General features: G+C 68.8%; 20 protein-coding genes and 1 pseudogene. 6 read left to right on the top strand and 15 right to left on the bottom strand.

From position 1 onward, the window contains the following. Nucleotides 1-38: 38 nt before the first annotated feature. The 7 genes from ftsY to DS837_RS08590 form a co-directional block, all read right to left on the bottom strand. Nucleotides 39-1,301, bottom strand: coding sequence for a signal recognition particle-docking protein FtsY (gene ftsY / locus DS837_RS08620; protein ID WP_149164365.1), 1,263 nt, complete (start codon nucleotides 1,299-1,301; stop codon nucleotides 39-41). 16 nt (nucleotides 1,302-1,317) lie between these two features. Then, nucleotides 1,318-2,577: a tRNA (N(6)-L-threonylcarbamoyladenosine(37)-C(2))-methylthiotransferase MtaB gene (gene mtaB, locus DS837_RS08615; protein WP_149164364.1), complete on the bottom strand. Its 1,260-nt coding sequence runs from the start codon at nucleotides 2,575-2,577 to the stop codon at nucleotides 1,318-1,320. 29 nt (nucleotides 2,578-2,606) lie between these two features. Then, complete coding sequence (gene dapF / locus DS837_RS08610) at nucleotides 2,607-3,443, bottom strand: diaminopimelate epimerase (protein ID WP_149164363.1); 837 nt, start codon at nucleotides 3,441-3,443, stop codon at nucleotides 2,607-2,609. A 75-nt stretch (nucleotides 3,444-3,518) separates the two neighbouring features. After that, nucleotides 3,519-3,833, bottom strand: coding sequence for a hypothetical protein (locus tag DS837_RS08605; RefSeq protein WP_149164362.1), 315 nt, complete (start codon nucleotides 3,831-3,833; stop codon nucleotides 3,519-3,521). Nucleotides 3,834-3,985: 152 nt separating this feature from the next. Beyond that, entirely contained in the window at nucleotides 3,986-4,420 is a 435-nt protein-coding gene (locus DS837_RS08600; protein ID WP_149164361.1) for a GtrA family protein, read from the bottom strand. Between the two features lie 2 nt (nucleotides 4,421-4,422). After that, complete coding sequence (locus DS837_RS08595; RefSeq protein WP_149164360.1) at nucleotides 4,423-5,463, bottom strand: glycosyltransferase family 2 protein; 1,041 nt, start codon at nucleotides 5,461-5,463, stop codon at nucleotides 4,423-4,425. A 55-nt stretch (nucleotides 5,464-5,518) separates the two neighbouring features. Further along, nucleotides 5,519-7,147, bottom strand: a complete 1,629-nt coding sequence (locus tag DS837_RS08590; protein WP_149164359.1) for a hypothetical protein — start codon at nucleotides 7,145-7,147, stop codon at nucleotides 5,519-5,521. A 261-nt stretch (nucleotides 7,148-7,408) separates the two neighbouring features. On the opposite strand from DS837_RS08590, the gene leuD reads away from it, so the two are divergent. Together leuD and leuB are read left to right on the top strand one after the other, a co-directional pair. Continuing rightward, complete coding sequence (gene leuD, locus DS837_RS08585) at nucleotides 7,409-8,020, top strand: 3-isopropylmalate dehydratase small subunit (protein WP_014241647.1); 612 nt, start codon at nucleotides 7,409-7,411, stop codon at nucleotides 8,018-8,020. A gap of 137 nt (nucleotides 8,021-8,157) precedes the next feature. Beyond that, nucleotides 8,158-9,273 carry a 3-isopropylmalate dehydrogenase gene (leuB, locus tag DS837_RS08580; protein ID WP_149164358.1) on the top strand — a complete coding sequence of 372 codons (1,116 nt, stop codon included), beginning with the start codon at nucleotides 8,158-8,160 and terminating at the stop codon, nucleotides 9,271-9,273. Nucleotides 9,274-9,375: 102 nt separating this feature from the next. Here leuB and DS837_RS08575 read toward each other — a convergent pair whose 3' ends face one another. Beyond that, on the bottom strand, nucleotides 9,376-9,696 hold the full coding sequence (locus DS837_RS08575; RefSeq protein ID WP_149164357.1) for a con-10 family general stress protein: 321 nt from the start codon (nucleotides 9,694-9,696) through the stop codon (nucleotides 9,376-9,378). Between the two features lie 199 nt (nucleotides 9,697-9,895). Here DS837_RS08575 and DS837_RS08570 point away from each other — a divergent pair, with 199 nt between their 5' ends. Then, nucleotides 9,896-10,414, top strand: coding sequence for a hypothetical protein (locus DS837_RS08570; RefSeq protein WP_149164356.1), 519 nt, complete (start codon nucleotides 9,896-9,898; stop codon nucleotides 10,412-10,414). Nucleotides 10,415-10,443: 29 nt separating this feature from the next. Here DS837_RS08570 and DS837_RS08565 read toward each other — a convergent pair whose 3' ends face one another. Further along, the gene (locus DS837_RS08565; RefSeq protein WP_149164355.1) at nucleotides 10,444-11,325 is read right to left on the bottom strand and encodes an HpcH/HpaI aldolase/citrate lyase family protein; all 882 of its coding nucleotides are present in this window, start codon (nucleotides 11,323-11,325) and stop codon (nucleotides 10,444-10,446) included. A gap of 165 nt (nucleotides 11,326-11,490) precedes the next feature. Here DS837_RS08565 and pdxY point away from each other — a divergent pair, with 165 nt between their 5' ends. Both pdxY and DS837_RS08555 read left to right on the top strand, forming a co-directional pair. Further along, on the top strand, nucleotides 11,491-12,351 hold the full coding sequence (pdxY, locus tag DS837_RS08560; protein WP_149164354.1) for a pyridoxal kinase PdxY: 861 nt from the start codon (nucleotides 11,491-11,493) through the stop codon (nucleotides 12,349-12,351). 47 nt (nucleotides 12,352-12,398) lie between these two features. Further along, nucleotides 12,399-12,977 (top strand): LOG family protein, encoded by a 579-nt coding sequence (locus tag DS837_RS08555; protein WP_149164353.1) that lies wholly within the window; start codon nucleotides 12,399-12,401, stop codon nucleotides 12,975-12,977. Nucleotides 12,978-12,989: 12 nt separating this feature from the next. On the opposite strand, the gene DS837_RS08550 is transcribed toward DS837_RS08555, so the two are convergent. From DS837_RS08550 to DS837_RS08540, 3 genes are all read right to left on the bottom strand, one after another. Next, the gene (locus tag DS837_RS08550; RefSeq protein WP_149164352.1) at nucleotides 12,990-13,370 is read right to left on the bottom strand and encodes a hypothetical protein; all 381 of its coding nucleotides are present in this window, start codon (nucleotides 13,368-13,370) and stop codon (nucleotides 12,990-12,992) included. A gap of 166 nt (nucleotides 13,371-13,536) precedes the next feature. Then, nucleotides 13,537-14,691, bottom strand: a complete 1,155-nt coding sequence (gene zapE / locus DS837_RS08545; RefSeq protein ID WP_149164351.1) for a cell division protein ZapE — start codon at nucleotides 14,689-14,691, stop codon at nucleotides 13,537-13,539. A gap of 131 nt (nucleotides 14,692-14,822) precedes the next feature. Beyond that, nucleotides 14,823-16,202 (bottom strand): diguanylate cyclase, encoded by a 1,380-nt coding sequence (locus DS837_RS08540; RefSeq protein ID WP_149164350.1) that lies wholly within the window; start codon nucleotides 16,200-16,202, stop codon nucleotides 14,823-14,825. 281 nt (nucleotides 16,203-16,483) lie between these two features. On the opposite strand from DS837_RS08540, the gene DS837_RS08535 reads away from it, so the two are divergent. Continuing rightward, a complete protein-coding gene (locus tag DS837_RS08535; protein ID WP_247889828.1) occupies nucleotides 16,484-18,697 on the top strand; it encodes an ATP-binding protein in 2,214 nt (737 codons plus the stop codon). Between the two features lie 141 nt (nucleotides 18,698-18,838). Here the strand turns inward: DS837_RS08535 and odhB are convergent, their stop codons facing one another. The 3 genes and pseudogenes from odhB to DS837_RS08520 all read right to left on the bottom strand — a co-directional run. After that, nucleotides 18,839-20,089, bottom strand: a complete 1,251-nt coding sequence (gene odhB, locus DS837_RS08530; protein ID WP_149164349.1) for a 2-oxoglutarate dehydrogenase complex dihydrolipoyllysine-residue succinyltransferase — start codon at nucleotides 20,087-20,089, stop codon at nucleotides 18,839-18,841. Nucleotides 20,090-20,131: 42 nt separating this feature from the next. Beyond that, nucleotides 20,132-23,056, bottom strand: coding sequence for a 2-oxoglutarate dehydrogenase E1 component (locus DS837_RS08525; RefSeq protein ID WP_149164348.1), 2,925 nt, complete (start codon nucleotides 23,054-23,056; stop codon nucleotides 20,132-20,134). 150 nt (nucleotides 23,057-23,206) lie between these two features. After that, nucleotides 23,207-23,499 (bottom strand): annotated as a pseudogene (locus DS837_RS08520) (succinate--CoA ligase subunit alpha); the annotation flags it as partial.

Here is a 23,499-nt window from a genome sequence, read left to right as displayed (position 1 = left end):
TCGCTCTCCCCGCCCGCCTGCCCGTGCTGGGGGCGCCGTTACTGGGACGGCAACCCCATCAGAGACTTGGCGAACTGGTCGGCGTCGAAGGGGCGCAGGTCGTAGACGCCCTCGCCGATGCCGATGGCGTGCACCGGCAGCTTGAAGCGCTCGGCCAGCGAGACCAGCACGCCGCCGCGCGCCGACCCGTCCAGCTTGGTCAGGATCAGGCCGGAGACGTTCACCATGTCGCGGAACACCTCCACCTGATTGTGCGCGTTCTGGCCGGTGGTGGCGTCCAGCGTCAGCAGGGTGGTGTGCGGGGCGCTCTCGTCCACCTTCTTGATGACGCGGACGATCTTGCGCAGCTCCTCCATCAGGCCGGCCTTGTTCTGCAGGCGGCCCGCGGTGTCGATCAGCAGGATGTCCACGCCCTGGCGCCGCGCCTCCTCCAGCGCGTCGAAGGCGAGGCCGGCGGCGTCGGCCCCGGTGTCGCGGGCGATCACCGGGCAGCCGGTGCGCTCGCCCCAGATCTTCAACTGGCTGACCGCGGCGGCGCGGAAGGTGTCGCCGGCGGCCAGCATGACCGTCTTGCCCTCGGCGCGGAACTGTCGGGCCAGCTTGCCGATGGTCGTCGTCTTGCCGGTGCCGTTGACGCCGACCACCAGGATGACGTGGGGCTTCAGCGTGGCGTCGATCTCCAGCGGCTTGGCGACCGGGCCGACGATCTTCGCCACCTCGGCGGCCAGCGTGGCCTTGACCTCCTCGGGGCTGACCTCCTTGCCGAAGCGGGTGCGCGCCAGTTCCGCCGTCACCTTGGCCGCCGTGGTCGGGCCGAGGTCGGCGGTGATGAGCAGCTCCTCCAGCTCCTCCAGCGCCTCGTCGTCGAGCTTGCGCTTGGTGAAGATGCCGGAAATGCCCTCGGTCAGCTTGGACGAGGACTTGGACAGGCCGTCCTTCAGCCGGGCGAACCAGCCCTTCTTGGGCTTCTCCTCCTCGGCCGCCAGCGCCGCGGGAAGGTCGTCGCGGACGATCTCCGGCGCGTCCTCGCGCTCCTCCGGCTCGGACGGCGGGGCGATGGGCGGCGGGGGCGGGGTTTCGACCGCGGGCGGCGGTGGGAGTTCGGGTTCCGGCACCACCTCGGGCACCGGGGGCGGCTCCTCGGCGACCGGTTCCGGAACAGGCGGCTCCTGGACCAGCTCTTCGGCGACCGGCTCCGCGAGCGCAGGCTCGGCGGGGACCGCTTCCGGGAGCGGGGCGGTCGTCTCGTCCTTGCGGGCTTGCTCTTCGGGCTTCTTGCGGCCGAACCAACGCAGGATCATGGCGTGTCCACTGTTCTCAAAGGGGGGTGCCGGTCAGCGCGCCGCCGGCCACGCCGGTGACCGTGGCGCGCAGGACGGAGCCGGGAGGCCGGGGCGTGCCCAGGCGGATTTCGGCGAAATGCTGGGTGCGGCCGAGATCGTCCTTCTCGACCAGCACCGATACCTCGCGCCCGACCAGGGAGGCCAGAGTGCGGGCCTCGGCCTCGGCGCCGAGCGCGCGCAGACGGGCCGCGCGCTCCTTGCGGACGCCGCCGTCGACCTGCGGCATGCGGGCGGCCGGGGTGCCGGGGCGCGGGCTGTAGGGGAAGACGTGCAGCCAGGTCAGGCCGCACTCCTCGACCAGCCGCAGCGTGTTCTCGAACATCTCGTCGGTTTCCGTGGGGAAGCCGGCGATGAAATCGGCGCCGAACACCATGTCGGGGCGCAGGGAGCGCACGCGCTCGCAGAAGGCGATGGCATCGGCGCGGCTGTGCCGGCGCTTCATGCGCTTCAGGATCATATCGTCGCCGGCCTGGAGCGACAGGTGGAGGTGCGGCATCAGCCGCGGCTCCGTCTCGATCAGGCGCCACAGGTCGTCGTCGATCTCGATGCAGTCGAGCGAGGACAGGCGCAGCCGCGGCAACTCCGGCACCAGGGCGAGCAGGCGCCGCACCATCTGCCCCAGCGTCGGCGTGCCCGGCAGGTCGGGGCCGAAGCTGGTGATGTCCACGCCGGACAGCACGACCTCGTTGTAGCCGGCCTTCACCAGCGCCTGCACCTGCTCCACGATCGCGCCGATGGGGACGGAGCGCGACGGGCCGCGGCCGTAGGGAATGATGCAGAAGGTGCAGCGGTGGTCGCAGCCCTGCTGGACCTGGACGAAGGCGCGCGCCCGGTCCTCGAAGCCGCCGATCAGGTGGCCGGCGGTCTCCTTGACCGACATGATGTCGTTGACCAGCACCTTCTCCGCCGGGGCCAGACCCCAGCTCTCGGGCTGGAGCTTCTCCTGGTTGCCGAGCACCTGATCGACCTCCGGCATGGCGCCGTAGCGCTGCGGGTCGATCTGGGCGGCGCAGCCGGTCACCACGATGCGGGCGTTCGGGCGCTCGCGGCGCAGCTTGCGAATGGTCTGGCGGGCCTGCCGTTCCGCTTCCGAGGTCACCGCGCAGGTGTTGACGATGACGACGTCCTCCAGCCCGGCGTTGCGGGCGTGGGTGCGCATCACCTCGGATTCGTAGGTGTTCAGGCGGCAGCCGAAGGTGACGATCTCCGGCTCGTTGGTCACAGTGTCGCTCATGCTCTTTCAGCCTAACGGCGGCTATTCGTTCAGGTGGCCGCCAACTCCGCGGACAGCCGCCCGGTGTAGCTGAGGGCGACGGGGCCGGTCATCAGCACGCGGCCGTCCTCACGCCATTCGATTGTCAGGGTGCCGCCGTCCAGGATCACGTCGACCTTGCGGTTGGTCAGCCCACGGCGGATCGCGGCGACCGCGGTGGCGCAGGCACCGGTCCCGCAGGCCTGGGTGACGCCGGCCCCGCGTTCCCACACCCGCATGCGGACGGCGGTGGGGGAGAGCACCTGGACGAACTCGACGTTGGTGCGCTCGGGGAAGGCCGGGTGAGTCTCGAACACCGGGCCGACCTCGGCCAGCGGCACCGCCTCGGCGTCGTCCACGAAGAAGACGGCGTGCGGGTTGCCCATGCTGACCGCCGTGGGGCCGGCGAAGCCGCCGTGCGCCACCGCGTCGAGGCGCAGCGTGTCGGCCGGTTCCGCCAGCGGAATCTGCGTCCAGTCCAGATTGGCCGGACCCATGTCCACGGTGATGCGCCCGTTGTCGGCGCGGCTGGCCTGAAGGATGCCGGCGTTGGTCTCGAAGGCGACGCGCTCCGCCCCCGCTTCTTCCATCAGCAGCCAGCCGACGCAGCGCGAGGCGTTGCCGCAGGCCGACACCTCACCGCCGTCGGCGTTCCGGATGCGCATGAAGCCCGCCGTGCCGTCCGTTTTCGCCGGCTCGATCACGATGAACTGGTCGCAGCCCACCCCGGTCTTGCGGTCGGCGATGGCACGCACCTCGGCCTCGGCCGGCGTGTACGGCGTGTTGCGGGCGTCGATCACGACAAAGTCGTTGCCGAGCCCGTGCATCTTCAGGAATTCGCGCGTCATGACCGCCGTTATATGGCGACCGGGGCTGCGGAGTCCATGGCTGCACGGGGTGGTCGTGGCAAACAGTTCACGGGGTCACTGGGTTTCGGCTCCGCCGGTGTCGGCCGTGTCCCCGTCGGGCAGGGGCGCGCCCGATGCCGGGGGGATGCCCTCCAGCAGGTCGAGCATCCGGGCGAGGGTGTCCTCCGACTCGGGCCGCGGCGGCGTTCCGCCGGTCCGCTCCCACGCCTCGTAGTCCCAACCCGCGCCGCCCATCGCCATTTCCGGCAGGGTGAAATGCCCGTCCGTGGCGTGGGTCGGCGGTCCGTGCGCGCGGGACAGCCCGACCAGCAGGGCTACGGACACGGTGACTCCGGCCACCCAGGCCCACAGCACGTCGCTGTTGTTCATGGCTCCCTCCCGGCTCCTTGCCAAGGCAGGTCGGTGTCGGGGCCATTCCCGTCGGATGCGCCCCATTCCATGGACTTCGGGTGTTTGCGGCGGCGCACAATGGGACTTCCGGCGCTATCCGGAAGGAGAGGGGTGCCTTAGGAGCCCAAGGATCAGGCGTCCTTGAAGACCAGATGCTTGGAGGCGGCGAAGTTCAGCACCATGCCGGACAGCGAACCGGCGGCGACGGCCAGCACCGGATGGGCCTCGGCCAGCGGCAGGGCGGCCTCCAGCCCGACCGAAACGCCGTAGTTCACCACCCCGCCGAAGGCGTTGGCGGCCAGGAACGTCGCCCATTGGCGGTAGAGCGGCGCGTCGGCGGCCCCGCGGAAGGTGAAGGCGCGGTTCAGCGCGAAGGTCGTGGTGGCGGCGGCCAGATAGGCCGGGATGCGGGCGGCGAAGAACTCCAGCCCGGCGCCGAACACCAGCGCGTAGACCACCGCCGTGTCCACCACCAGACCGACCACGCCGACGAGGCCGAACTTGCCGAACTGCACGGCCAGCCGGCCGAGCCGGTCGGCGGACAGGGTGCCGCTGAGATCGCGCATGGTCAGGATCCGGCGGCCTTGCGGACCGGATGGAAGCCCGGTGCGGGGATGGACAGGTAGCGCATGCGCTTGGCCTCGCGGCGGCCCAGCGTGACCGTGTCGAGGATCAGCCCGCAGGTCAGGCTGAGGAAGCCCAGCAACATCAGCCCGGTGGACAGCACGGCGGTCGGCAGGCGCGGCACCAGCCCGGTCTGCAGGTAGGTCGTCACCACCGGCCAGGCGAGGATCATCGACGCTGCGGCCAGCGCCGCGAAGATGGCGAAAAAGAAGGGCAGCGGCCGCTCCTCCTTCACCAGGTTGACGATGGTGCGCAGGATGCGGACGCCGTCGCGGATGGTGTTCAGCTTGCTGTGCGAGCCGGGCGGGCGGTCCTTGTAGGGGGCCTTGATCTCGGCGATGGGCATGTTCAGCTCCAGCGCGTGGACGGTCAGCTCCGTCTCCGTCTCGAAGCCGCTGGCCAGCGCCGGGAAGGACTTGATGAAGCGCCGCGAGAAGACGCGGTAGCCGGACAGCATGTCGCCGATGCGGTTGCCGAAGATCAGCGCGACCATGCCGGTCAACAGCATGTTGCCGAAGCGGTGGCCGGGCCGGTAGGCCTTGACGATCTCGGTGACGCGGGCGCCGTTGACCATGTCGAGCTGGTCGTCCCACAGCCGCTTGACCATCAGCGGCGCGGAGGGGGCGTGGTAGGTGTCGTCGCCGTCCACCAGCACATAGACGTCCGCCTCGATGTCGGAGAACATGCGGCGCATGACGTTGCCCTTGCCCTGCAACGGCTCGTGCCGGACCACGGCGCCGGCGGCCTTCGCCACCTCCACCGTGCGGTCGGACGAGTTGTTGTCGTAGACATAGACCGTCGCGTCGGGCAGGGCCTTGCGGAAATCCTGCACGACGGCGGCGATGGCCGCCTCCTCGTTGTAGCAGGGGATGAGCACCGCCACCACCGGGGCCACCACGGGCGTCATTGCGGGCGCCGTGTCCGGGTCCGGCTCCGTGGTTGGGGCTGCGGACGCTGCAGGGCGGTCGATGGCGGAGACGGTCATGGCGATGCGCTTCGAAACGGTGCCGATGCAGGGTTAAACAGCACAATCGCCTGATTTAATCCACTGACCTTTCATGGTCCGCCATGCGCGTCACGGCGCAGAGGTTCAGCGGCTCGCCCAGGTTGTTGGGGATGTCGCGGCAGTTGTCCTGCGCCACCCGCAGCCCCAGAAGGGCGGCGGCCTTCGCCGCGCCGGGCGTGTCGGGGATCGTGCTGAGCATCAGGAAGGGACCGCGGTGCGCCCCCACCTTGTCCTGCATCAGGGCGAGGTAGCCGTTGCCGACCGAGTCCGGCTGGAGGAAGTTGGACTGGATGCGCACGAAGGGGATGCGCGGCGGGAAGGCCGGGATGACGTGGGAGATCGCCCAGTAGCCGGCCATCAGCACCATCGTGTCGTTCGGGTCCTCGATGGGCGGAACGGCGGCCTCCACCCAGCGCTCGCTCCACGGCGCGCGACCCCAGTCGGCGGGGCGGGCGGTTGCCTGGACCAGCAGCAGGAGCAGTGCCGCCAGGGCGAGTGCCGCCCGGCGCGGAACCGGCAGCAGGCCCGCCGCCATGACGATGGCCAGCGGGGCCAGCATCTCCAGCGGCACCAGATACCGATAGATGCAGAACATCCCCACCCACAGCGCGTAGGTCACCGCCATGGCGGTCAGCAGGTAGCGGGTGGCGGCGGTGTCGGTCAGTTCCGCTGACGGTCGGCGGAGCGCCCGCCCGAGCAGCGCCAGCGCGGCGGCCACGGGCACAAGGACGAACAGCACCAGGACGCGCAGGTCGAAGAAGGGCACCTCGCCGACCTTCAGCGGTGCGAAGGGGAAGAAGAACGGAAAGAACAGGCGCTCCAGCCGCGAGTCCGGGAAGAAGCTGACGTTGACGTAACCGGACAGCGCGGCGAAGGGCGACTTGAAGATCTGGTTCATGTGCGGGAAGACGGGATTCCCGTACTCCACCCACAAATGGGCCATCCAGAAGCCGCCGCACAGCGCCAGCCCGCCCAGCACCCCGACGCCGAAGAAGAAGGACAGCCACAGCCGCCGCCAGGGCCGCGCCGGTACAGCCAGGAAGGCGAGGCAGAGCCCGACCGCGTAGATCACCGTCGGGTTCTTCATCCCCATCGCCGCCCCGGCCATCAGCCCCGCCGCGGCCACCCGCGCGAAGGCGCCGGGCGCCGGCCCGTCGATCAGCCGAGGCAGCGACCCCGCCACCACGACCAGCGCGCCGAGCACGCCCAGGCTGACCATGTTGTCGTGAAAGGTGGTGCCGAGCAGCCCCAGCGTGCCGCCCCCGAAGCCGGCCATCACCGCCAGCAGGGCGGCCAGGGCCACCCGCGGCCCCGCGCCGCCGACGCGCAGCGTGGCGTGGGCCAGCAGGAAGGCCAGCGCCAGATTCAGCCCGTGCAGCGTCCCCCAGACGAAGCCCGCCGCGCGCGCCGGCAGATGGCTGGCGAGCAGATAGAAGGGCACGTCCAGCAGGGGGTTGTAGAAGCTGGGCATCTGCGCCGGCAGCATGTCCATGCCCAGCCGCCCGGTCAGCAGGGCGTAGGCGTTGTACCAATGGTAGTTCCTCAGGTCCCAATTGGCGTCCATGCCGAGCGCCAGCCCGAGCAGGCCATAGAGCGGCGGGGCCAGCAGCAAAAAGGCGAGTGCAGCGGTGCGCGGGCGGCGGGCGGCGGGGAGCAATGTCATGGAGATCGCGGAACCCAGGGGAGCGTCGGCCCCTTGGTAGGCGAGGGAGCGCCCCGCAGCAAGGACGGGATGCCGGGCTGAAGGTGGCGGAGGGAATTCGGGAGCAATTTCGTTGCGTCCGGCTGTGTTCCGGGATGCGGAATCGCGCGCCGCGGGCGGCATTTGCGGCAAGCTTCCTCTGGCAATGGCGGGACGGGTCTGCTATTCACCGAACTCCGCATGCACACGCTTGCGCCTCTTTTGCGCGACAGGATTCTGGCGATGGAAAAGTTTACGGTTCTCACCGGTGTTGCGGCGCCGCTGCCGATGATCAACGTCGACACCGACATGATCATTCCCAAGCAATTCCTGAAGACCATCAAGCGGACCGGGCTGGGCAAGCATCTTTTCGACGAGATGCGCTACACCCCCGACGGTGCCGAGGTCGCGGAATTCGTCCTCAACAAGCCGGCCTACCGCAGCGCCAAGATCCTCGTGTCGGGTGACAATTTCGGCTGCGGCTCATCGCGTGAGCATGCGCCGTGGGCGCTCGCCGATTTCGGCATCCGCTGCATCATCGCGCCGAGCTTCGCGGACATCTTCTTCAACAACTGCTTCAAGAACGGCATCCTGCCGATCAAGCTGCCGAAGGAGCAGGTCGACCTGCTGCTCGACGACGCGTCGCGCGGGTCGAACGCCATCGTCTCGGTGGATCTGGAGAAACAGGAGATCACCGGTCCGGACGGCGGCAAGATCAGCTTCGAGGTCGATCCCTTCCGCAAGCATTGCCTGCTGAACGGGCTGGACGACATTGGGCTGACCATGCAGCAGGCCGCCTTCATCGACCAGTATGAAGGCAAGCAGCGCGGCGGCCAGCCCTGGCTCTGGGGCTGATCCGGGTCAACGGTATCGGGCCAATCGATACAGGCCATGACGGCCTTGCGGACCGGCGGGGATGGACCCACCTTCCGGCCTGTCGGTCCGCGGATTAGACAACACTGATAAAGTCTCCAATGGGGAGTGCGTGCGCCATGCCCGCCAACAAGAAGCTTCTGTTTTTGCCCGGCGACGGGATCGGTCCGGAGGTCATGCGCCAGGTGCGCCGGGTCATCGACTGGCTCGACCGCAAGCGCAACGTCACCTTCGACGTCACCGAGGGGCTGGTCGGCGGTGCGGCGATCGATGCCTACGGCGTTCCCCTGAAGGATGAGACGCTGGCCGACGCGCTGGCGGCGGACGCGGTGATGCTGGGCGCCGTCGGCGGCCCGAAGTGGGACAACCCCACCGACTACACCAAGCGTCCGGAAGCCGGTCTGCTGACGCTCCGCAAGGAGCTGAACCTGTTCGCCAACCTGCGCCCGGCGGTGGTGTTCGACGCCCTGGTCGACGCCTCGACCCTGAAGGCCGACGTCATCAGGGGCCTGGACATCCTGATCGTCCGCGAGCTGACCGGCGGCGTCTATTTCGGTGAGCCGCGCGGCATCACCGACATCGGCAACGGCGAGCGCCGCGGCGTCAACACCCAGGTCTACACGACCAGCGAGATCCGCCGCGTCGCCCGCGTCGCCTTCGAACTGGCGCGCAAGCGCGGCAACAAGCTCCACTCGATGGAGAAGGCCAACGTGATGGAATCGGGCCTCCTGTGGCGCCAGGAAGTCACGAAGCTCCATCAGGAGGAGTTCTCCGACGTCACGCTGGAGCACATGTACGCCGACAATGGCGCCATGCAGCTGCTGAAGAACCCGAAGCAGTTCGACGTGATCGTCACCGACAACCTGTTCGGCGACATCCTGTCGGACGAGGCGGCGATGATGACCGGCTCGCTCGGCATGCTGCCGTCGGCCTCGCTCGGCGCTCCGGACGCCAACGGCCAGCGCAAGGCGCTCTACGAGCCGGTGCACGGCTCCGCTCCGGACATCGCCGGCCGCGACCTCGCCAACCCCTGCGCGACGCTGCTGTCCTTCGCCATGTGCCTGCGCTACTCGTTCGACATGGACACGGAAGCGAAGATGCTGGAGAAGGCCGTGCAGAACGTGCTGTCGGGCGGCATGCGCACGGCGGACATCATGGCGCCGGGCATGGCCCGCTGCTCCACGACCGTCATGGGCGACTCGATCCTGCGCGAGCTGGACAAGCTGGCCTCCTGACCGGTCGCGTCCCCGGCCCGGCGGGTCGGAGGACGCCGACCAGAGGACGACGCAAAGAAAGCCCCTCTCCAATGCGGAGAGGGGCTTTTTTCGTCGGTGCCGTCAGTCGCCTTCGCCCGGACGCAGGGCGGCACCGCGTCCGCCATGGCTCGCCTGCCCGCCCTTCCGCCCGGCTTCGGCGGCCAGGGACGGGTTCTTGGAGAAGCTGCGGGAGGACGCCGGTACGCTCCGGCCTCCCTTCCGCCCTGCCTCCGCGGCGAGTTCCGGGTTCTTGGAGAAGCTGCGCTTGTCGGCTGGCACGCTTTCCCCGCCCTTGCTGGCGATCTGGCGCTGCCGGTCACGGTCCATCGACGCGAAGCCGCGGTTCGACGTGCGACCGCTCCCGGTTTGGACTTCGTCTTGGCCGTTGTCTTTCGAGGCCATCTTCAACCTCCACCTCTGCCACATGTCGGAAAACCGATGGGGGGCGACTTGGTTCCGGGGAGGTCGTGATTCCGATTCCTTCGGCACCCCTAAGTGGCATCAGGATCCATCGGACAGTACCGGGGAACGCTTCGCGTCCCGATCGGTTGACCGGACGGGGGTAAGCCGAAGCGGGACCACGAAGCAGAGAGGGTCTACGATGGGAGTCGAACTCACGAGCGAACGACGGCTGTTGTCCGAGAAGGAATTCGAGCAGGTCCGCCGCAGCCATTACCCGGACCTGGAGTCCCTGGCGCCTGACGAAACCCTGACGCTCGCCCGCTGGCTGCGCGGGGAGCGCGACCGGGCGCGCGACATCATCGCCTCGCGCCGCCGCGGACGGCGGGGCAAGGCCAGCGGCACCGGCCAGCAATCGGCCGACGCCAGCGAGCGCGGCCTGTCCGCCAAGAAGCAGGTCTACGCGCGGGCGTTGAAGCGGGTGAACGGGCGGCTGGAGCGGTTCCGCGCCGAGCGGCGGCGGGAGATCATCCAAGCCAACCTTCAAGACGCCCTGAAGCGCAGGAAGGACGCGGAGCCCCAGCATCCATCGCCCGGACGCACCCCCCGCAAGGGCATGCGCCCGATCCCCAGCGGGCGCCGGACGGTCGACACCGACCCGCGCGAGATCGGGCGGGTGTCGCAGTTCGTGAAGGACGCCCAGGCGCGCCGCGATTCCTGAGCGTTTCCCGGTGAGCGGAGCGGCGGGCCTCAGCCCGCCGTCGCCAGCGCCCGGATCGCCTCGTCCAGCGCGACGAGGCGCCGGGCGTTCTCGACGTGCAGGTTCTCCACCAGCCGCCCATCCACCAGAACAACCCCCTTGCCCTGGGCGACGGCCTCGGCGTGGGCCTGGATGATGCGGTGGGCCTGGGCGACCTCCTCCTCGCCGGGGGCGAAGGCGGCGTTGCAGGCGGCGATGGTCTTGGGGTGGATCAGCGTCTTGCCGTCGAAGCCAAGCTCCCGCCCCTGGGCGCAGGATTCGGCGAAACCCGCGTCGTCGTTCAGGTCGAGATGAACCCCGTCCAGGATGGCGAGGCCGTAGGCCCGCGCCGCCAGCAGGCAAAGGCCGAGGCTGGTCAGCATCGGCAGCCGGTCGCGCGTGTGGGCCGCGTGGAGATCCTTGGCGAGGTCGGAGGTGCCCATCACCAGCCCGCCCAGCTTCGGGCTGGCCCCGGCGATCTCCTTGGCGTTGAGCATGCCGAGCGGCGTCTCCATCATGCACCAGATGGTCTGTCCTTCCGGCGAGCCGTTGGCGCGCAGCATCGCCTCGGCCTGGCGGACCATGTCGGCGCTCTCCACCTTCGGCAGCAGCACGGCGTCGGCCCCGCTGGTGGCGGCCATCACGAGGTCGTCGTAGCCCCAGGGGGTGTTCAGCCCGTTGCTGCGGACCACCAGCTCCCGCCCGCCATAGCCGCCGGCGGCGATGGACGCCTTGATGGTGGCGCGGGCCTCCGCCTTGGCGTCAGGGGCGACGGCGTCCTCCAGATCGAGGATCAGCCCGTCGGCGGGCAGGCTGCGCCCCTTCTCCAGGGCACGGGCGTTGGAGCCGGGCATGTAAAGCACGCTGCGGCGCGGGCGGGCGGTGGCGGCCATGGCATTCCCTCAAGCGGTCTCGTGTCGTTGCCGCAGGATTAGCCGCGCCCGCGCGCCCTGTCCATGCGGCGCGTAGGGCGTGAAACTCTGGTCTGCATGGAAACATCCCCAGCGTGTGGCGCGGACGGTTTAGGATGCGCCCCCAACCTTTCGGATCGTCCGCCCATGAAGACCGTCATTTCGATCCAGTCCCACGTCGCTTACGGCTATGTCGGCAACCGGGCCGCGGTGTTCCCGCTGCAACGGCTGGGATGCGACGCCATCGCGGTGAACACGGTGCAGTTCTCCAACCACACCGGCTACGGCGAATGGACCGGGCAGGTCTTCACGGCGGAGCATGTGGCCGACCTGATGGACGGCGTCGCCGCGCGCGGCGTTCTCCCGACCTGCGACGCGCTGCTCTCCGGCTATATGGGCGACGTCGGGCTGGGTCAGGTCATTGTCGAGACGGCGGCCCGGCTGAAGGCCGCCAACCCGCGCGCCGTCTACGCCTGCGACCCGGTGATGGGCGACGTCGGGCGCGGCTTCTTCGTGCGTCCCGGCCTGCCGGAGTTCATCCGCGACCACGCCGTGCCCGCCGCCGACCTGATGACGCCCAACCAGTTCGAGCTGGAGTATCTGACCGGCCGGACGGTGGAAACGCTGGACGACGCGCTGGCCGCCACCGCCGCCCTGCGGGAGCGCGGGCCGCGGCTGGTCCTGGTGACCAGCCTGACCCGTAAGGACGCCGACCCCGGCCACATCGAGATGCTGGCCGACGACCGGGATGGCGCGTGGCTGGTCTCCACCCCGCGCCTGCCGCTGGACCCGCCGCCCAACGGGTCGGGCGACGCGGTGGCCGCCCTGTTCCTGGCCCATTACCTGAAGGTCTTCGATCCGGCCGAGGCGCTGGAGCAGGCGGCGGCGGCGATCTACGCCATCTTCCAGACCACCCGCCGGATGGGCACGCGGGAACTGCAACTGATCGCGGCGCAGGACGAGTTCGTGAACCCCAGCCAGCGCTTCACGGTCACCCGCGTCCGGTAAGCCCCTTACGACACGCGTCCGAGAGACGGCGCGCACAGAGGAACGACATGCGGATTTGCGTCTACGCCGGGTCCAACCCCGGCACCAACCCGGCCTATGGCGAGGCCGCGGAGCAGCTTGGCCGCCACATGGCGGAGCGTGGCATCGGCCTCGTCTACGGGGGCGGGCGGACCGGCCTGATGGGGCGGATCGCCGACTCGGTCCTGGCGGCCGGCGGCACGGTCACCGGCATCATCCCGCAATTCCTGATGGACAAGGAGGTCGGCCACCAGGGCCTTCAGGAGCTGCGGATCGTCGCCACCATGCACGAGCGCAAGGCCCTGATGGCCGAGCTGTCGGACGGCTTCATCGCGCTGCCCGGCGGCATCGGCACGCTGGAGGAGCTGTTCGAGGTGTGGACCTGGGCGCAGCTCGGCCGCCACGACAAGCCCTGCGGCCTGCTCAACGCCGCTGGCTTCTACGACGGGCTGGCCGGCTTCCTCGACCATGTGGCGGGAGAGCGCTTCATGCAGCCCAAGCACCGCGACATGCTGATCGTCCGCGACACGGCGGCGGGCATCCTGGACGCCTTCGCGGCCTACGAGCCGCCCGCGGTGAGGAAGTGGCTGGACGAAGCCCGCACCTGACCCGGCGGGGCCTTACGGCTCAAGCAGCTTCTTCATCAGGGCGTTCCAGTCGCGCTTGAACTGGGTGCCGAAATCCACCTCGGCGACCGCTCCGCTCCGGCCCGCGGGCCGGACGATGGCCGCCGCCTGGGAGTCCGGCTGCGCCTTCGCCTTGCGCTGGACGGTGACGACCCGCTTCTTCGGGGGCGGGTCGGGCTTGCGGGCCGGCAGTGGAGCCGCGGTGACCGGGACGACCGGCGCCGCCCCGGTCTGCGAATTGCGGGAAAAGGCGTCCTTGCACAAGCCGCCCTCGCGCGCCTGGGTCAGCGCCTCCCCGTCGAGCAGCCAGCAGTCGACGCTGCCCGCCGCGGCGGCGGGGGCGGACTGGATCGGTGCCGTCAGAAATAGCGCCATCGTCAGTGCACCGCACTGGGACCGCCAAGGCATGCCTCGCCCTCTCCCTCGCCGTTGGACCGACGTTCAGCAATACAACGTCGGGCGCCCGTTTAGCTTCGGCGCGAAACGGGAGTAGGGCGGCATCGCCGTGGTAACACGGGCGGAGGCGCTACGCCCCGGCCCCTCAGGTCAGGTGCTGCTGGCGCAGGTAGTCTTCGGACTGCATCTCCATCAGGCGGCTGACCGTGCGTTCGAATTCGAAGGCGTGGGTGCCCTCGGGGTACAGCCGCTCCGGCGGGCCTTCGGCGGCGACCACGAGGTTGACTTTGTGCTCGTAGAGCGCGTCGATCAGCGTCATGAAGCGCTTGGCCTCGTTGCGCAGCTCGTCCTTCATCGTCGGCACGCCGTGGATCAGCACGGTGTGGAAGTGCGTCGCGATGGCGATGTAGTCGGCCGCCCCCAGCGGCTTGCCGCACAGGCTCCAGAAATCCACCAGGGCGACGCATTTGGCGGCGCAGGCGATCTCCACCCGCCGGCCCTGGACCGACAGATGGGCCGGTTCGCCCCGGGCGCCATCGGTCAGCGTCTCGAAGGTCCGGCGGATCCTGGCGTCGCTCTCCGCGCCGAGCGGCCAGAAATAGACCGGCTTGCCCTGGAGCCGGTCCAGCCGGTAGTCGGTCGGGCCCTCCAGCGCCAGGACGTCGAGCTTTTCCTTGAGCAGGGCGATGAAGGGCAGGAACAGCTCGCGCTGCAGCCCGTCCTTGTAGAGCATGTCCGGCGGCCAGTTGGACGTCGCGACCACCACCACGCCGAGGTCGAACAGGCTGGTGAACAGCCGGCCGAGGATCATCGCATCCACGACGTTGGTGACGTGGAACTCGTCGAAGCAGAGCAGCCACGCCTCGTCGGCCAGCGCGCGGGCCAGTTCGGGCAGAGCGTCGTCGGCGTCCTTGCCTTTGCTCTTGCCCGACTGGCGGTGCTGGTGGATGCGCTCGTGCACCTCCAGCATGAACTCGTGGAAATGGACGCGGCGCTTCTTCTCCACCGGGGCGGTGTCGAAGAACAGGTCCATCAGCATCGACTTGCCGCGTCCGACGCCGCCGTACAGGTAGAGGCCCTGCGGCGCCTCCGCCGGTTCGGAGCGCGGGCGGCCCAGCCCGAACCGCTCCAGCCAGCCGGCCTTCGCGCCGCCGGCCTTCCCCGCGGGTTGCGGGCTGTAGCCCTTCAGCGCCTTGTGGAGGCTCTGGAGCTTCTCGGCGGCCAGCTCCTGATCGGGGTCGGGGCGCAGCGTCCCGGTGCCGCGGCGGGCCCGGTAGAGCGAAAGCGGTCCGTCAGACATGGAATTCGCAGGTCTCGGCAGGGAAAGGTCTTACGTATCCGATGCGTCACCGCAGGGCAACGCCCGATGCCGGGACGCAGCCACGCTCAGGCGATCACCATTCAGGCAATCACCATTCAGGCAATCACCATTCAGGCAATCACCACGCGGTTGCGGCCCTGGCGCTTGGCCTCGTAGAGCGCGGCGTCGGCGCGGCGGACGGTGTGTTCGTAATCCGGGTGCCCCTCGTGCAGGGCCGCCCCGATGGAGGCGGTGACCCGCAGCCCGTTGCCGGCGCCCCCGGTGCCATGGAAACAATGCTCCTCGACCGTCTGACGCAGCCATTCGGCCTTCACGCGCAGCGCCGCCTCGTCCATTTCGGTCAGCAGGATGAGGAATTCCTCCCCACCGTAGCGGAAGACGAAATCGCCGGCCCGGACATGGGTGTGCAGCAGTTCGGCCATGTCCGACAGGACGGAATCGCCAGCCTGATGGCCCAGCGTGTCGTTGATCGTCTTGAAATGGTCGGCGTCCATCAGCAGCACGGCGAAGGGCTTGCCGTGACGCAGGCTGATGGCCACCTCGCGCTGGAATATCGCCGGCATGAAGCGCCGCGTCAGCAGGCGGGTCAGCGGGTCGCGCCCGCTTTCGATCTCCATCGCCTTCCCGATGATGGTGCCGAGGACGTAGGCGATCTCCGTGACGTCGTTGTTCAGCTCCTTCACGAAGGCGGGGGTGATCAAGCCGCCCTCCACCGCGGCGGTCACCTTGGCGCTGATGCGGGTGGTGCGCTCGCGGATGAGGTCCAATTCGGTCACGCGGCCGAAGGTCAGCTCCGCCTTGTGGTTCAGCCACAGGCCGAAATCGGACGATTCGATGGGCGGCGGGCTCGCGTGATTGCTGTCCTCGTGCGCGTAGAAGGACACAACCGTGTTGCGCAGCCAATCGAACAGCGATGATTTCAGCCGCTCGCCCTCCAGCGCCAGGTTGGGGCCGCTCATGAACATCTTCAGCGACTGCTGGTGACGGACGTTGCCCAACAGGTCGCCCAGATAGGCCTCGTGCATGTTGTCCAGCACGGTGTCCAGCAACTCGCCGACGAACAGGATGGCGGACGCGGTCTGCGCGCGGCTGAGGTCGGCGGCCAGCAGGCGGGTGGACAGCTCCTTCTTGACGATCCGCATTCCGGCGTTGACCAGCGTCAGCGGGATGTTGATGCGGGCGTGGATCAGCCCGACCTGGTAATTCTGCTCCAGCACCGCCGCAATGGCCTCGTCGGTGGAGGCGGTGAAGAGAGCGGCGATCCAGCGCGCCAGCGACGGGCGCAGCCGTTCCTGGACCAGCGTGTGGCTGAGGAAGGCGTTGCTGTCCGGGCGGTCCAGCAGGATTGCGTAGAAGATGTCCGAGATCGCGTCGGCGTCGGCGAGCGCGATGGCGGTCACGCGCTCGCGCACGGCGGGTTCGGTGTCCGTCCACAGCGACGACAGCGTGGCGGCGAGGATCGCGGCCTTGCGGTCTTTCTGGCTGTTCATCGTCCCTGTTCCTTTGCGCAACGATCCCCGACCCCCGCGAATTCTTAACGCTCGGCGGGCGTCAGGCAAAGCGCCAATCGACCGTCCGGCGGGTCGGGTTCATTGATGCATTAAGGTTAAACTTCCATTATGGTTTTCGCGCGAGATTGGCGGTGGCCGAGGGCGGTACCGTCTTGCGTTGGGTAATGCCACGCGGTCGGTCCCTTAACGGCCCCGTTTGGACTGCGTGCGGAGATTTGTTCACAGCCATGGCCAGCCGCAATCCGGTTCGCGATGAGAACTTGCCACCCTCCGGACTGGGGGAGCGGCTGTTCGAGATTCTGGGGTCGGTGCGCTTCCTGATGAGGGCGTCCGGGGTGGCCTTCATCGTCGTGGTGAACGCGATGATCGCCTACGGCGTCTGGCAGCGCCACGCCGAGGCCGTCCATGGGGCCGAGCGCTCGACCCGCAACCTCGCCCGCATCCTGGAGGAGCAGGCCGTCCGAACGGTGTTCAGCGTGGACCTGCTGCTGTCCGATCTGGTCACCATCCTGGACACCCATCCGCAGGCCCGCACCGCGGCGGCGCCGTCGGTGAACGCCCTTCTGCGCAACCGGCGCGACGCCATCGGCCCGATCTCCGGCCTGATCGTGGTGGACGAGCAGGGCCGCGTCCTGCACCACTCCGCCGACAGCAGCCCCCCGGCCTTCGACCTGACCAACCGGCCCTATTTCGCGGCCCACCGGGACGAGAACGCCTCGGACGGCGGGCTTCACATCGGCGCGCCGGTCCCCAGCATGGCCTTCCCCGGCACCTACGTCATTCCGATGAGCCGCCGCTGGTCCCACCCGGACGGCAGCTTCGCCGGGGTGGTCGTCGCCATGATCAATCCGTTGCGTCTGGGGGCCGGCTTCGAGGGGCTGCGGCTGGGGCTGGAGGGCACGGTCACCCTGGCGCTGGCCGACGGCACGGTGTTGATCCACCGCCCCTGGGACGAGGGCCGCCGGCGCCTCGCCACGCTGGCCGATTGGCCGGAAGTCGACGCCGTGCTGCGCACGCGGGATGCGGCGACTCTGGACACTGTGCTGCCCACCGACGGGCGCCCCAGCATCGCCAGCGTCCGCCGCGTCGCCGATTATCCCTTCACCGTCGCCGCCACCCTGCCGAAGGCCGAGGCGCTGGGCGAATGGAAGCGCGACAGCGCGGTATGGATCGCCATGGGCCTCGCCATGTCCGTGGTGATCGCCCTGCTGACCTGGTACGTGGAGCGGCAGCAGTCCCGGCGGGAGCAGGACCAGAACCGGCTGGAGCGCGCCTCCCGCCGCATCCGCGGAATCCTGGAATCCATGGTGGACGCGGTGGTCACCATCGACTCGCGCGGCATCATCGAGACCTTCAACCCCGCGGCGGAGCGCATGTTCGGCTATGCCGAGGCGGAGGTGGTGGGGCAGAGCGTCAACATCCTGCTGCCGGAAGGCTTCCGCGCCGGCCACGACCGTTCGATGGCCGGCTACCGCCCGAATGCCGGCTCGCGCATCATCGGCAACGATCGCGAGGTCCTGGCGCTGCGCCGCGACGGCAGCACCTTCCCGATCAATCTGGCGGTCAGCGCGCTGCGGCTGGGTGGACCGGATGGGGAGAGCGGACCGGACGAGAGTGGGCCGGAGGAGAATGGGGCGGCGCGGCGCGTCTTCGTCGGCGTCATCCGCGACGTCACCAAGCGCCGGCAGCAGGAGGCCGAACTGCTCGCCTCCAAGAGCCAGGCGGAAATGGCCAACCGCGCCAAGTCCGAATTCCTGGCCAACATGAGCCATGAGCTGCGGACGCCGCTGAACGCCATCATCGGCTTCTCGGAGATCCTCGACAGCGAGTTCTTCGGCAAGCTCAACGACCGCCAGAAATCCTGCGCGAAGGACATCCACGACAGCGGCAAGCATCTGCTGGACATCGTGAACGCGGTGCTCGACATGTCGAAGATCGAGGCGGGCCGCTACGAGCTGTCCGAAGAGGTGATCGACCCCTGCGAGGCGGTGGCCCAGTGCCTGACCATGGTCCGCGACCGTGCCGCCGACAGCGGGGTGGACCTGCGCAACGGCGTGTCCGGCGGCCTTCCCGCCATCTGGGTGGACCGACGCGCCTTCAAGCAGGTGCTGCTGAACCTGCTGTCCAACGCGGTGAAGTTCACGCCGGAGGGCGGCAGCGTCACCCTGGCCGCCCGCGTCGAGGAGGACGGCGCCCTGGCCCTGTCGGTGGCCGACACCGGGATCGGCATCCCGAAGGACTTCATGGAGCATCTGTTCCAGCCCTTCCGACAGGCCGACAACTCGGCGAGCCGCCAGTTCGAGGGCACCGGGCTGGGACTGTCGATCTCCAAGAACTTCATGGAGCTGCACGGCGGCTCGCTGACCTGCGTCAGCACGCTGGGCTCCGGGACGACCATGACGCTGCGCCTGCCCGCCGAGCGGGTGGTGAAGCCGGAGGACACCGCTGCCCGGATCGCCGCCGTGCTGGTGTGATGGGCGTTCGACGGTGTGACGGCAAAAAATAAGGCGCCTTGCGGCGCCTTTCCTCAGGTTCCGGAGGCTTTCGTCCCCGGCGGTCGGGTGCGGGAGGACGGTGCCCCCCGCAATCCCCTTGTCGGTGTTCCCTTGTGCGTATCAGACGTCCAGCAGCAGGCGCCGCGGGTCCTCGATGTTCTCCTTGATGCGGACGAGGAAGGTCACCGCCTCCTTGCCGTCGATGATGCGGTGGTCGTAGGACAGGGCCAGATACATCATCGGACGGATCTCGATCTTCCCGTTCACGACGACCGGACGCTCCTGGGTCTTGTGCATGCCCAGGATCGCCGACTGCGGCGGGTTGATGATCGGGGTGGACATCAGCGAGCCGTAGACGCCGCCGTTGGAGATGGTGAAGGTGCCGCCGGTCAGCTCGTCCATCGACAGCTTGCCGTCGCGGCCCTTCTTGCCCAGCTCGCCGATCTTGCCCTCGATCTGGGCGAAGCCGAGCTTGTCGGCGTCGCGGACGATCGGAACCACCAGACCCTGCGGCGTGCCGACGGCGACGCCGATGTCGTAGTAGTTCTTGTAGACGAGGTCGGTGCCGTCGATCTCGGCGTTGACCGCCGGGATCTCCTTCAGCGCCTGGATGGCGGCCTTCACGAAGAAGGACATGAAGCCGAGACGCACCTTGTGGCGCTTCTCGAAGAAGTCCTTATACTCGTTGCGCAGCGCCATGACGTTGGTCATGTCCACCTCGTTGAAGGTGGTCAGCATGGCGGCGCTGTTCTGGGCCTCCTTCAGGCGCTCGGCGATGCGCTGGCGCAGACGGGTCATGCGGACCCGCTCCTCCTGCGCGGCGCGCGGACGGTCGCCCGCGGTGCCGGCGGTCCACTGGTACTTCTGCGGGGCGGCGGCCGGAGCGGCGGCGGGGGCCGCGGCCGGCTTGGCGGCGTGGTCGATCACGTCGCCCTTGGTGATGCGCCCGTCCTTGCCCGTGCCGGCGATCTGCGAGGCGTCGAGGCCCTTCTCGGCGACCAGCTTGCGGGCCGCCGGGCCGGCGTCGGCCAGAGCGGTGGCGCCCGCCGGGGCCGGAGCCGCCGCCGGGGCAGCGGCCGGAGCCGGTGCGGCGGCGGGAGCGGCGGCCTTGGCCGGGGCGGCCACGGCGGCGCCGGCCTCGCCCAGCACGCCCAGCAGGGCGCCGACGCCGACGTTGGCGCCGTCGGCTGCGACGATCTCCGCCAGCGTGCCGGCGGACGGGGCGTTCACCTCAAGCGTGACCTTGTCGGTCTCCAGCTCGACCAGCGCCTCGTCGGCGGCGACCGCGTCGCCGACCTTCTTCAGCCAGCGGGCAACGGTCGCCTCGGAGACGGACTCGCCCAGGGTGGGGACCTTGATTTCGGTAGCCATAAGTTCCTCTCGTACTTTCTTGTTCTACGCCTGGGCGTCGAGTCAGCGGATGACGAGCGCGTCTTCCAGAAGCTTCGCCTGCTCCTGGTTGTGACGCTTGAGCAGGCCGGTGGCCGGCGACGCGGCGGCCGGGCGGCCGACGTAGCTGGGGCGCGAGGCCTTGTGCTCGATCGAGGTGAGGGCGCCTTCCAGACGGCGGTCGACGAAGGCCCAATAACCCTGGTTCTCCGGCTCCTCCTGGCACCACACCACCTCGGCGTTCGGGTAGCGGGCGAACTCCTCGGTCAGGGCGGAGCGGGGGAACGGGTAGAGCTGCTCCAACCGGACCAGCGCCACGTCCTTGATGCCGCGCGCGGTGCGCTCCTGCAGCAGGTCGTAATAGACCTTGCCGGTGCAGACCACGATGCGGCGGATCTGCTCGTTCGGCAGCAGGTCCGTCGCCGTCTCGCCCAGCACGCGGCGGAAGTTCGTGCCCTCGGCCAGCTCCGACAGGCTGGAGACGCACAGCTTGTGGCGCAGCAGCGACTTCGGCGTGAACAGCACCAGCGGCTTGCGGAAGGGCCGGCGCATCTGGCGGCGGAAGGCGTGGAACAGGTTCGCCGGGGTCGTCAGGTTGCAGATCTGCCAGTTGTCCTCGGCGGACATCTGGAGGAAGCGCTCCGGACGGGCCGAGGAGTGCTCCGGACCCTGGCCCTCGTAGCCGTGCGGCAGCAGCAGCACGAGGCCGGACATGCGCAGCCACTTCGACTCGCCCGACGAGAGGAACTGGTCGATGATGGTCTGGGCGGTGTTGGCGAAGTCGCCGAACTGCGCCTCCCACAGGGTCAGGCTGTGCGGCTCGGCCAGCGAATAGCCGTATTCGAAGCCGACCACGGCGGCCTCGGACAGCGGGCTGTCATGAACCTCGAACGGGCCCTGGTCGGGGCGCAGGTGGTTCAGCGGGATGTACTTGTTCTCGGTGTTCTGGTCGTACATCACCGCGTGGCGGTGCGAGAAGGTGCCGCGGCCCGAGTCCTGGCCCGACAGGCGGACGCCGTTGCCCTCGACCAGCAGCGTGCCGTAGGCGAGCGCTTCCGCGGTCGCCCAGTCGATGCCCTCACCGGTTTCCAGCGACTTCTTCTTGGCCTCGAGCTGGCGGGCGATCTTCGAGTTGATCGCGAAGTCCTTCGGATACTCGCAGAGCTTGTTGCCGACCTCGCGCAGCACGTCGATCGCCACGCCGGTGTTGCCCTTGCGCTCGTCGTCGGTCTTCGCGGCCTCCAGGCCCGACCACTTGCCTTCCAGCCAGTCGGCCTTGTTCGGCTTGAAGGAGTTGGCGGCCTCGAACTCACCCTCCAGCTTCTTCATGAAGTCCTGGATCATCTGATCGGACTCGGCCTGGGTGAGGACGTTCTCCTCGACGAGCTGCTTGCCGTACAGCTCCCGCGTGGTCCCGTGGGCGCGGATCTTCTTGTACATCAGCGGCTGGGTGAAGCCCGGCTCGTCGCCCTCGTTGTGGCCGTGGCGGCGGTAGCAGACCATGTCGATCACCACGTCCCGCTTGAACTTCTGGCGGAACTCGGCGGCGATGCGGCTGATGTGGACGACGGATTCGGGGTCGTCGCCGTTGACGTGGAAGATCGGCGCCTGGACCATCTTCGCCATGTCCGAGCAGTAGACGCCGGACCGCGAATAGGTCGGGTTCGTGGTGAAGCCGATCTGGTTGTTGATGATGAAGTGCACGGTACCGCCGGTGCGGTAACCGCGCAGCTCCGACAGGCCCAGCGTCTCGGCCACGATGCCCTGACCGGCGAAGGCGGCGTCGCCGTGGATCAGCACGCCCATGACCTGCTCGCGGTCGAGGTCGTTGCGCTGCGCCTGCTTGGCGCGCACCTTGCCCAGCACGACCGGGTTCACCCATTCCAGGTGGGACGGGTTGGCGGTCAGCGACAGGTGGACGATGTTGCCGTTGAAGTCGCGGTCCGACGAGGTGCCGAGATGGTACTTCACGTCGCCGGAGCCCTGCACGTCCTGCGGGCTGGACGGGTTGCCCTGGAACTCCGAGAAGACCGCGGCGAAGGGCTTGCCCATGAAGTTGGTCAGCATGTTCAGCCGGCCGCGGTGGGCCATGCCGACGACGACCTCCTTCAGGCCGAGCTGGCCGCCGCGCTTCAGGACCTGCTCCAGCGCCGGGATCATCGACTCGCCGCCCTCAAGGCCGAAGCGCTTGGTGCCGGTGTACTTCAGCTGGAGGAACTTCTCGAAGCCCTCGGCGGCGATCAGTCGCTCGTAGATGGCGCGCTTGCCGTTCACCGTGAACTCGGTGTGGTTGCGCCCGCCCTCGATGCGTTCCTGGATCCAGGCCTTCTCTTCCGGGTCCTGGATGTGCATGAACTCGACGCCGATGTTCCCGCAGTAGGTCTTCTGCAGGATCTCCAGGATCTGACGCAGCGACGCCGTCTCCAGGCCCAGCGAATAGTTCAGGAAGATCGGGCGGTCCATGTCGCCCGGGCCGAAGCCGTAGGTCGCCGGGTCCAGTTCCGGGTGCGGTTCGCGCTTCTCGAGACCCAGCGGGTCGAAATGCGCGTTCATGTGGCCGCGCACGCGGTAGACGCGGATGAGCATCAGCGCGCGGATGCTGTCGAGCGTCGCGGCGCGCAGCTGCTGGTGGCTGATGCCGCCATAGACCTGCTGGGCGTGGGCGACGAGGCCGGCGTTGCCGTTGGTGGCGGCCGGGGCGCCGATGCTGTCCAGCGAGGCGGCGACGGGGTCGAGCGCGCCGTTGGCGAGCGTGCCCTCCTCCAGGCTCCAGGACGGGCCGTTCAGCTCGTTCAGGACGGCGCGGGAGTCGTCGTCCAGCTCCCTGAAGAAGCCGTTCCAGCTCGAATCCACCGAGGAGGGGTCCTTCAGGAAGCGCGCGTACAACTCCGCGACATATTCGGCGTTCGAGCCGAACAGGAACGAGGTCTTCTCCAGATTAGCGGACATTTGTTTGCCTCGGGCGTTTGCCCGGTTCCCTCAGAGAGTTTTTTTGCTTGTCGCTGGGGTCCGGACGGCCCCCGGATCTCCGGGTGGAGACGCGGGGGCCGGCGGTCCTTCGGCAGTCGGCGGGAATATGGGGTCCCGCCGACCGCTTTATCAGCCCTTGAAGACCTTGAGCATGGTGGAGCCCAGGCTCGCGGGGCTGTCGGCGACGGCGATGCCGACGGACTTCATGAAGTCGATCTTGAAGTCCGCGGTGTCGTTGCCGCCGGAGATCACCGCGCCGGCGTGGCCCATGCGGCGGCCCGGAGGCGCGGTGCGGCCGGCGATGAAGCCGACGACCGGCTTCTTGGTCCCGGAGTCGCGGATGAACTCCGCGCCCTTGACCTCGGCGTCGCCGCCGATCTCGCCGATCATGATGATGCCCTCGGTCTCCGGGTCCTTCAGGA

Origin of the sequence: Azospirillum brasilense (genome assembly GCF_008365405.1) — a bacterium.
Taxonomy (GTDB): Bacteria; Pseudomonadota; Alphaproteobacteria; order Azospirillales; family Azospirillaceae; genus Azospirillum; species Azospirillum brasilense_D.
Note: the sequence above shows the minus strand (reverse complement) of the source record. Positions and strands in the feature narration are given on the sequence as shown.

Excerpts from the sequence above, each read along its gene's own strand:
- ftsY (WP_149164365.1), bottom strand. The coding sequence starts at position 1,301 with ATGATCCTGCGTTGGTTCGGCCGCAAGAAGCCCGAAGAGCAAGCCCGC.
- mtaB (WP_149164364.1), bottom strand. The coding sequence starts at position 2,577 with ATGAGCGACACTGTGACCAACGAGCCGGAGATCGTCACCTTCGGCTGC.
- dapF (WP_149164363.1), bottom strand. The coding sequence starts at position 3,443 with ATGACGCGCGAATTCCTGAAGATGCACGGGCTCGGCAACGACTTTGTC.
- DS837_RS08605 (WP_149164362.1), bottom strand. The coding sequence starts at position 3,833 with ATGAACAACAGCGACGTGCTGTGGGCCTGGGTGGCCGGAGTCACCGTG.
- DS837_RS08600 (WP_149164361.1), bottom strand. The coding sequence starts at position 4,420 with ATGCGCGATCTCAGCGGCACCCTGTCCGCCGACCGGCTCGGCCGGCTG.
- DS837_RS08595 (WP_149164360.1), bottom strand. The coding sequence starts at position 5,463 with ATGACCGTCTCCGCCATCGACCGCCCTGCAGCGTCCGCAGCCCCAACC.
- DS837_RS08590 (WP_149164359.1), bottom strand. The coding sequence starts at position 7,147 with ATGACATTGCTCCCCGCCGCCCGCCGCCCGCGCACCGCTGCACTCGCC.
- leuD (WP_014241647.1), top strand. The coding sequence starts at position 7,409 with ATGGAAAAGTTTACGGTTCTCACCGGTGTTGCGGCGCCGCTGCCGATG.
- leuB (WP_149164358.1), top strand. The coding sequence starts at position 8,158 with ATGCCCGCCAACAAGAAGCTTCTGTTTTTGCCCGGCGACGGGATCGGT.
- DS837_RS08575 (WP_149164357.1), bottom strand. The coding sequence starts at position 9,696 with ATGGCCTCGAAAGACAACGGCCAAGACGAAGTCCAAACCGGGAGCGGT.
- DS837_RS08570 (WP_149164356.1), top strand. The coding sequence starts at position 9,896 with ATGGGAGTCGAACTCACGAGCGAACGACGGCTGTTGTCCGAGAAGGAA.
- DS837_RS08565 (WP_149164355.1), bottom strand. The coding sequence starts at position 11,325 with ATGGCCGCCACCGCCCGCCCGCGCCGCAGCGTGCTTTACATGCCCGGC.
- pdxY (WP_149164354.1), top strand. The coding sequence starts at position 11,491 with ATGAAGACCGTCATTTCGATCCAGTCCCACGTCGCTTACGGCTATGTC.
- DS837_RS08555 (WP_149164353.1), top strand. The coding sequence starts at position 12,399 with ATGCGGATTTGCGTCTACGCCGGGTCCAACCCCGGCACCAACCCGGCC.
- DS837_RS08550 (WP_149164352.1), bottom strand. The coding sequence starts at position 13,370 with ATGGCGCTATTTCTGACGGCACCGATCCAGTCCGCCCCCGCCGCCGCG.
- zapE (WP_149164351.1), bottom strand. The coding sequence starts at position 14,691 with ATGTCTGACGGACCGCTTTCGCTCTACCGGGCCCGCCGCGGCACCGGG.
- DS837_RS08540 (WP_149164350.1), bottom strand. The coding sequence starts at position 16,202 with ATGAACAGCCAGAAAGACCGCAAGGCCGCGATCCTCGCCGCCACGCTG.
- odhB (WP_149164349.1), bottom strand. The coding sequence starts at position 20,089 with ATGGCTACCGAAATCAAGGTCCCCACCCTGGGCGAGTCCGTCTCCGAG.
- DS837_RS08525 (WP_149164348.1), bottom strand. The coding sequence starts at position 23,056 with ATGTCCGCTAATCTGGAGAAGACCTCGTTCCTGTTCGGCTCGAACGCC.